5 protein-coding genes are annotated in these 7,330 nt (G+C 74.4%); 2 read left to right on the top strand and 3 right to left on the bottom strand.

The features are described from left to right. Window positions 1–17: 17 nt before the first annotated feature. Window positions 18–743, bottom strand: a complete 726-nt coding sequence (locus ACSNOD_RS26235; protein WP_436769535.1) for a response regulator — start codon at window positions 741–743, stop codon at window positions 18–20. A gap of 77 nt (window positions 744–820) precedes the next feature. Further along, window positions 821–2,476 (bottom strand): sensor histidine kinase, encoded by a 1,656-nt coding sequence (locus tag ACSNOD_RS26230; protein WP_436769533.1) that lies wholly within the window; start codon window positions 2,474–2,476, stop codon window positions 821–823. A gap of 156 nt (window positions 2,477–2,632) precedes the next feature. On the opposite strand from ACSNOD_RS26230, the gene ACSNOD_RS26225 reads away from it, so the two are divergent. Then, window positions 2,633–4,042, top strand: a complete 1,410-nt coding sequence (locus ACSNOD_RS26225) for a cation:dicarboxylate symporter family transporter (protein WP_436769532.1) — start codon at window positions 2,633–2,635, stop codon at window positions 4,040–4,042. Between the two features lie 98 nt (window positions 4,043–4,140). Continuing rightward, window positions 4,141–5,052 carry a poly-gamma-glutamate hydrolase family protein gene (locus ACSNOD_RS26220; RefSeq protein WP_436769531.1) on the top strand — a complete coding sequence of 304 codons (912 nt, stop codon included), beginning with the start codon at window positions 4,141–4,143 and terminating at the stop codon, window positions 5,050–5,052. 35 nt (window positions 5,053–5,087) lie between these two features. On the opposite strand, the gene glgB is transcribed toward ACSNOD_RS26220, so the two are convergent. Next, window positions 5,088–7,313 carry a 1,4-alpha-glucan branching enzyme gene (gene glgB / locus ACSNOD_RS26215; RefSeq protein ID WP_436769534.1) on the bottom strand — a complete coding sequence of 742 codons (2,226 nt, stop codon included), beginning with the start codon at window positions 7,311–7,313 and terminating at the stop codon, window positions 5,088–5,090. Between the last annotated feature and the right edge of the window lie 17 nt (window positions 7,314–7,330).

Here is a 7,330-nt window from a genome sequence, read left to right as displayed (position 1 = left end):
CCCCGCACCCGCGCCCCTCAGCGCCCCGGCCGCCAGCGGTAGCACAGCTCCGGGCGGCCGATCTGCCCGTACTGCGGGCTGCGTTCGGCCAGCCCCGCGTCCACCAGGTGCTCCAGATAGCGGCGCGCGGTGATCCGCGAGATGCCCACCGCCGCGCCCGCCGCGCTCGCCGTCACGCCCTCCTCGGTGGCCCGCAGCACCCGGGTGACGGCCGTCAGCGTCGGCGCGCTGAGCCCCTTGGGCAGGGCGGCCGGCCGCGGCGCCCGCAGCGCGGCCAGCGTCCGGTCCACCTCGTCCTGGCCGCTCGCCTCGCCCGCCGTGGCCCGGAACTCCGCGTAGCGCGTCAGCCGGTCCCGGAGGGTGGCGAAGGCGAAGGGCTTGAGCACGTACTGCACCACGCCCAGCGAGACGCCCTCGCGCACCACCGCCAGGTCGCGCGCGGAGGTCACCGCGATCACATCCGCGGTGTGGCCGGCCGCGCGCAGCGACCGCAGCAGCTTCAGCCCGTGCCCGTCCGGCAGATACAGGTCCAGCAGGAGCAGGTCCACCGCGGTGCGCTCCAGCAGCCGTTGGGCCTCGGCCGCCGAGTGGGCCGTGCCCACGACCGTGAAGCCCGGCACCCGGGACACGTAGAGGCCGTGGGCGTCGGCCGCCACGGGGTCGTCCTCCACGACCAGCACCCGCAGCGGCGGCGACCCGCCCGCGGGCCCGTTGCCGCTGTCGCCCCTGTCGGCGGCCCCGATGCCGTTGGCGTCCTTGCCGGCGGCCCCGATGCCGTGGGCGTTGCCGTCCTTGCCGGCGCCCCCGCCCGTGGTCCCGGTCACGCCCCCGCCTCCGCTCGCAGCGGCAGCCGTACGAGGAACTCGGCGCCCCCCTCGGGCGCTTCGGCCAGGGTGATCGTGCCGCCGCCCCGGCGCACCGCCTGCCGCACCAGGGCGAGTCCGAGGCCGCGCCCCGGCCCCTTGGTGGTCCAGCCCCGGCGGAACACCTCCTCGGCCGTCTCCGGCGCCACCCCGGGCCCGCTGTCGGCCACCCGCAGCAACAACTCCCCGCTCTCCCCGCCCTCTCCGCTCTCTCCGCCCGTCGCGGTCGCCCGCACGGTCACCACCACCCGCGCGTTCTCGCCGCCCTGGGCCGCGTCCACGCCGTTGTCGATGAGATTGCCCAGCACCGTCACGAGATCCCGGGCGAGCAGCGGCGAGCGGGGCAGCAGCCCGTCGTCCAGCCGGCTGTCGGGGGTCAGCACGAGCTCCACGCCCCGCTCGTGCGCCTGGGCCGCCTTGCCCAGCAGCAGCGCGGCCGATACGGGTTCGCCGACCGCCGTCACCACCCGGTCGGTGAGCGCCTGGGCCAGTTCCAGCTCCGCGGTGGCGAAGCGCACCGCCTGTTCGGCCCGGCCCAGTTCGATCAGCGAGACGACCGTGTGCAGCCGGTTGGCGGCCTCGTGGGCCTGCGAGCGCAGCGCCTCGGCGAAGCCCCGCACGGAGTCCAGCTCGCCGGAGAGCGCCTGGAGCTCGGTGTGGTCCCGCAGGGTGACCACCGTGCCCCGGTGCTCGCCGCTGGACACCGGAGAGGTGTTGACCACCACGATCCGGTCGGCGGTCAGATGGAGTTCGTCCACCCGGGGCCCGGCCGCGACCAGCGCGTCGACCAGGGGCTCCGGCAGCCCCAGCGCGGCGATGTCCCGGCCCACGGCGTCCGGGCCCAGGCCCAGCAGCTCCCGGCCGCCGTCGTTGATCAGGGCGATCCGCCGCTCGCCGTCGAGCATCAGCAACCCCTCGCGCACCGCGTGCAGGGTGGCCTGGTGGTAGTCGTGCAGCCGGCGCAGCTCGACGGCGTTCATGCCGTGAGTGTGGCGGCGCAGCCGCGCGCCGACGAGATAGGTGCCCAGGCCGCTGAGGGCGAGCGCGCCGAGCGCCACCCCCAGCAGCGCGGCGACCTGCCGGCGCACCTGCGCGGTGATCCGCTCCACGGTGATGCCCGCGCTCACCATGCCGACGATCCGCCCGCCGTCGTGAACGGGCGTCACCGCGCGCACGGAGGGGCCGAGCGTGCCGGTGTAGGTCTCCGTGAAGGTCTCGCCGGCGAGGGCGGGCTGGGTGTGGCCCAGGAAGCGCTCGCCGATCCGGCCCGGGTCGGGGTGGGTCCAGCGGATGCCGTCCACGTCCATGATCGTCACAAAGGTGACCCCGGTGTCCCGGCGGACCCGCTCCGCGTACGGCTGGAGCGACAGCGAGGGTTCCCGGTCCGCCCGCGCGCCCCCCGACCGTTCGGCCGCCCGGATCGCGGCCACCACCGAGGGGGAGTCGGCCACCGCCCGGGTGACGGCGGTCGTCTGCCGCCGGGCCGCGTCCTCCGCCTGCCGGTGGTCGGAGACATAGGTGAAGGCCGCGCAGCCGGCCACCGCCGCGGCCACCAGCACGACCTGGAGGGCGAAGAGCTGGCCCGCGAGGCTGCGCGGGCAGGGTATGCGCATGGGTTCGGTCCGTCTGCTTCCGGCGGGGGTGGTCCGGCGCATCGTGCCATGAACGAAATGCACGCAAGCGTGACGGGTGTCACACGGTGGTGGATAGTCGCCGGGACCGTCGCGGCGCGGGCCGCGACACGGACGACGACCCCGAGGAGAACAGCCGTGGCTGCGCAGACCCCGCAGCGGGACCGGCGGGACCGGACCCACTATCTCTATCTCGCCGTGATCGGCGCGGTGCTGCTCGGCATCGCGGTGGGCTTCGCCGCCCCCGGGGCCGCCGTGGAGCTCAAGCCGCTGGGGACCGGCTTCGTCAATCTCATCAAGATGATGATCTCGCCGATCATCTTCTGCACGATCGTGCTGGGCGTCGGCTCGGTCCGCAAGGCCGCCAAGGTCGGCGCCGTGGGCGGCCTGGCGCTCGGCTACTTCATGGTGATGTCGACGGTCGCGCTCGCCATCGGCCTGCTGGTCGGCAATCTGCTGGAGCCGGGCTCCGGCCTCCAGCTCACGGACGCGATGCGCAGCGCGGGCGAGGCCCAGGCCAAGGGCGCGAGCGAGTCCACCACGGACTTCCTGCTGGGCATCATCCCCACCACGCTGGTGTCCGCCTTCACCGGTGGCGAGGTGCTCCAGACGCTGCTGGTGGCGCTGCTCGTCGGCTTCGCGCTCCAGGCGATGGGGCCGGCGGGGGAGCCGGTGCTCCGGGGCATCGGGCACATCCAGCGGCTGGTCTTCCGGGTGCTCGGCATGATCATGTGGGCGGCGCCGGTGGGGGCGTTCGGGGCGATCGCGGCGGTGGTCGGCGCGACCGGCCTCGACGCGCTGAAGTCCCTCGCCGTGATCATGATCGGCTTCTACGTGACCTGTCTGCTGTTCGTCGTCGTGGTGCTCGGCGCGCTGTTGCGGCTGGTCGCGGGGATCAACCTCTTCGCGCTGCTGAAGTACCTGGGCCGGGAGTTCCTGCTGATCCTCTCCACCTCCTCCTCCGAGTCGGCGCTGCCCCGGCTGATCGCCAAGATGGAGCACCTCGGGGTGAGCCGGCCGGTGGTCGGCATCACGGTGCCCACCGGCTACTCCTTCAACCTCGACGGCACCGCCATCTATCTGACGATGGCCTCGCTCTTCGTCGCCGAGGCGATGGGCGACCCGCTCTCGCTCGGCCAGCAGATCTCCCTCCTCGTCTTCATGATCATCGCCTCGAAGGGGGCGGCCGGGGTGACCGGCGCGGGCCTGGCGACCCTGGCCGGCGGGCTCCAGTCGCACCGCCCCGAACTGGTGGACGGCGTCGGGCTGATCGTCGGCATCGACCGCTTCATGAGCGAGGCGCGGGCGCTGACCAACTTCGCCGGCAACGCGGTGGCGACGGTCCTGGTCGGCACCTGGACCAGGGAGTTCGACAAGGGGCGCGCCCAGGAGGTGCTGGCCGGCCGGCTGCCGTTCGACGAGGCCCTCACCGCCCCGGCCGACGCGGAGGGCGCACCGGCCGAGCCGGGCGGGCCGAACGAGCGGGACCGGCCGGGCGGTCCGGCCGCCGTCGAGAACGCGCCGGTGCCCTCGCGGCCGCAGGGCTGATCGACGCGGCGGGGTCACGCGGCGCGGCGGAGGGCCCCGTACGACCGGAGTGGGGCGATCCGCCCCGGCCGCGCCCCCTGTGGGGCAGGATGTCGGCCATGATCAATACGAACAGAAGAGCGATGCTGGCGGCGCTCGCGGGCGCCGCCGTCGGCGGGCCGCTGCTCCAGGGCCTGTCCGGCGGCGCCACCGCCCAGGCCGCCGCGCCCGCCGGCACCGCGACCGGCGCGGCCCCCGCGCCCGCCGCCGCGGCCGGCGAGGAGTACACCTCCAACACCGACCTCTACACCCGGCTCGACGACCCCTACGTCGAGGGCCGCGACTGGGGCCGGCGCTGGCTCCGCCACGAGGTGCGCGACGAGAGCCTCGACGCCAGCGGCGCCTTCCCCCTCACGGCGGTCCTCGCCCCGCACGGCGGCGGCATCGAGGCCGGCACCTCCGAGCTCTGCCTCGCCATCGCCGGCTACCACCCGGGCTCGCTCCAGCCCAGGAAGCCCGGCGACCCCCTCTACGACTACTGGATGTTCGAGGGCCTGCTCCCCAAGGACAACGGCGTCCTCCATGTGACCTCGCACCACTGCGACGACCCCGCCGCCCTCGCCATCGCCGGCGGCAGCCGGCACGCGCTGTCCCTCCACGGCTGCACCCCCGACGACGTCGGCCGGGCGATCGACCCCGCCAACCCGCGGGCCGTCGTGGTCGGCGGCCGGGACGAGCGCTTCAAGGCCCTCCTGACCCAGCAGTTCCGGTCCCGGGGCATCCAGGCCGTCGACGGCGCCGCCGTGCCCGCCCTGAACGGCGACCACCCGGAGAACATCGTCAACCGCACGCTGTCGGGCGCCGGCGCCCAGCTGGAGATCACCACCGATCTGCGCAAGGCGATGTTCAAGGACGGCAAGTTCACCCGCAAGGACCGGCCCTGGAACACCACGGGCGACTTCGACGCCTTCGTGGAGGCCGCGCGGGCCGCCATCGTCCAGCGCGAGCAGCACACCGCACGCCCGGCGTGAGGCAGCGCACCGCACGCCAGGGATGAGGCCGCGGCCTACAGCGGCCGCAGCCAGACGGTCGCGAGCGGCGGCAGCACCGGCGCGACACTCGTACGACGGCCGTGCCGGGGAATCCGCTCCGGCTTGAGCGGATCGGGGTTGATCACCCCGCTGCCCCCGTACCGCAGCGCATCGGTGTTGAGGACCTCCGTCCACGCCCCCGGCGCGTCCGGCACGCCCAGCCGGTAGTCGTGGCGCACCAGCGGGGAGAAGTTGCTGACCGCCAGCAGCGGGGAGCCGTGGGCGTCGTGGCGGAGGAAGGCGAACACGTTGTCCTCCGCCGCGTCGCCCTCGACCCAGGAGAAGCCCGCCGGGTCCGTGTCCCGCTGCCACAGCGCCGGGGTGCCCCGGTACGTCGCGTTGAGGTCGCGCACCAGGTCCCGTACGCCCCGGTGGTCCGCCTCGGCGCCGTAACTGGGGTCGAGCAGCCACCAGTCCGGGCCGTGGCTCTCCGACCACTCCGCGCCCTGGGCGAACTCCTGCCCCATGAACAGCAGCTGCTTGCCGGGGTGAGCCCACATGAAGCCGAGGTACGCGCGGTGGCAGGCGCGCTGCTGCCACCAGTCGCCGGGCATCTTGGACACCAGCGACCGCTTGCCGTGCACCACCTCGTCGTGGGAGATCGGCAGCACGTAGTTCTCGCTGTACGCGTACACCATCGAGAACGTCATCTCGTGGTGGTGGTACCTGCGGTGCACCGGCTCGTGGGAGAGGTAGCCCAGCGAGTCGTGCATCCAGCCCATGTTCCACTTCAGCCCGAAGCCGAGCCCGCCGAAGCCGCTCGGGCCCCGGTGGTGGGTGGCGCGGGTGACCCCGTCCCAGGCCGTGGACTCCTCGGCGATGGTCACCACGCCCGGGCACCGGCGGTAGACGGTCGCGTTCATCTCCTGCAGGAAGGTCACCGCGTCGAGGTTCTCCCGGCCGCCGTGGGCGTTCGGCGTCCACTGGCCGGGCTCGCGGGAGTAGTCGAGGTAGAGCATCGAGGCGACCGCGTCCACCCGCAGCCCGTCGATGTGGAACTCCTCGCACCAGTAGACCGCGTTGGCGACCAGGAAGTTGCGCACCTCGGGGCGGCCGTAGTCGAACTCCAGGGTGCCCCAGTCCGGGTGCTCGGCGCGGTGCGGGTCGGCGGGCTCGTAGAGCGGGGCGCCGTCGAAGCGGGCCAGCGCCCACTCGTCCTTGGGGAAGTGGGCCGGCACCCAGTCGACGATCACCCCGATGTCGGCCTGGTGCAGCGCGTCCACCAGGTACTTGAAGTCGTCGGGCGTGCCCAGCCGGGCCGTGGGGGCGTAGTACGAGGTCACCTGGTAGCCCCAGGAGCCGCCGTAGGGGTGCTCGGCGACCGGCATCAGCTCCACATGCGTGAAGCCCAGGTCCTTGACGTACGCCGGGAGCTGCTGGGCGAGCTGCCGGTAGTCCAGCCCCGGCCGCCAGGACGGCAGGTGCACCTCGTAGACGGAGAACGGCGCCTCGTGCACCGGGCGGTCGGCGCGCCGCGCCATCCACTCCGCGTCGCCCCACCGGTGCCGGAAGGAGGTCACCACCGAGGCGGTGGCCGGCGGGCACTCGGCGCGGCGGGCCATCGGGTCGGCGCGCAGGCTGTGCGAGCCGTCGGGGCGGGTGATGTCGAACTTGTACAGCTCGCCCTCCCCGAGGCCGGGGACGAACAGCTCCCACACCCCGGAGGAGCCCAGCGAGCGCATCGGGAACCCGGTGCCGTCCCACAGGTTGAAGTCCCCGACGACGCGGACGCCGAGCGCGTTGGGCGCCCAGACGGTGAAGCGGACGCCGTCGACCCCCTGGTGCGTCAGGGGGTGCGCGCCCAGCGCCCGCCACAGCTCCTCGTGCCGGCCCTCGCGGATCAGGTGCAGGTCGAAGTCGCCGAGGGTGGGCAGGAAGCGGTACGGGTCGTGCAGCTCCAGCTCCCCGGCCTCGTACGCCACCAGCAGCCGGTAGTCCGGCACCTCGGCCAGCGGCAGCACCGCGGAGAACAGGCCGTCGCCCTCGGGGATCAGCTCCGCCCGCAGCCCCTTGGCCAGGACCGTGACGGACCGGGCGAAGGGGCGCAGCGCGCGGACGGCGACGCCGCCGGGCGCGGGGTGGGCGCCCAGCAGGGCGTGCGGATCGTGGTGGGCCCCCTCCAGCAGGCGGTGGCGCTGCCCGTCGTCCAGCGGCGGGGCGGGGCGCGCCCCGCGCGGCGAGACCGGCCGGGCGGCGGGCACCGCCGGCGGCGTGGGGC

This window comes from Streptomyces sp. URMC 123, from assembly GCF_051386515.1.
GTDB lineage: Bacteria > Actinomycetota > Actinomycetes > Streptomycetales > Streptomycetaceae > Streptomyces.
This window is presented reverse-complemented; position numbering and strand designations above follow the sequence as displayed.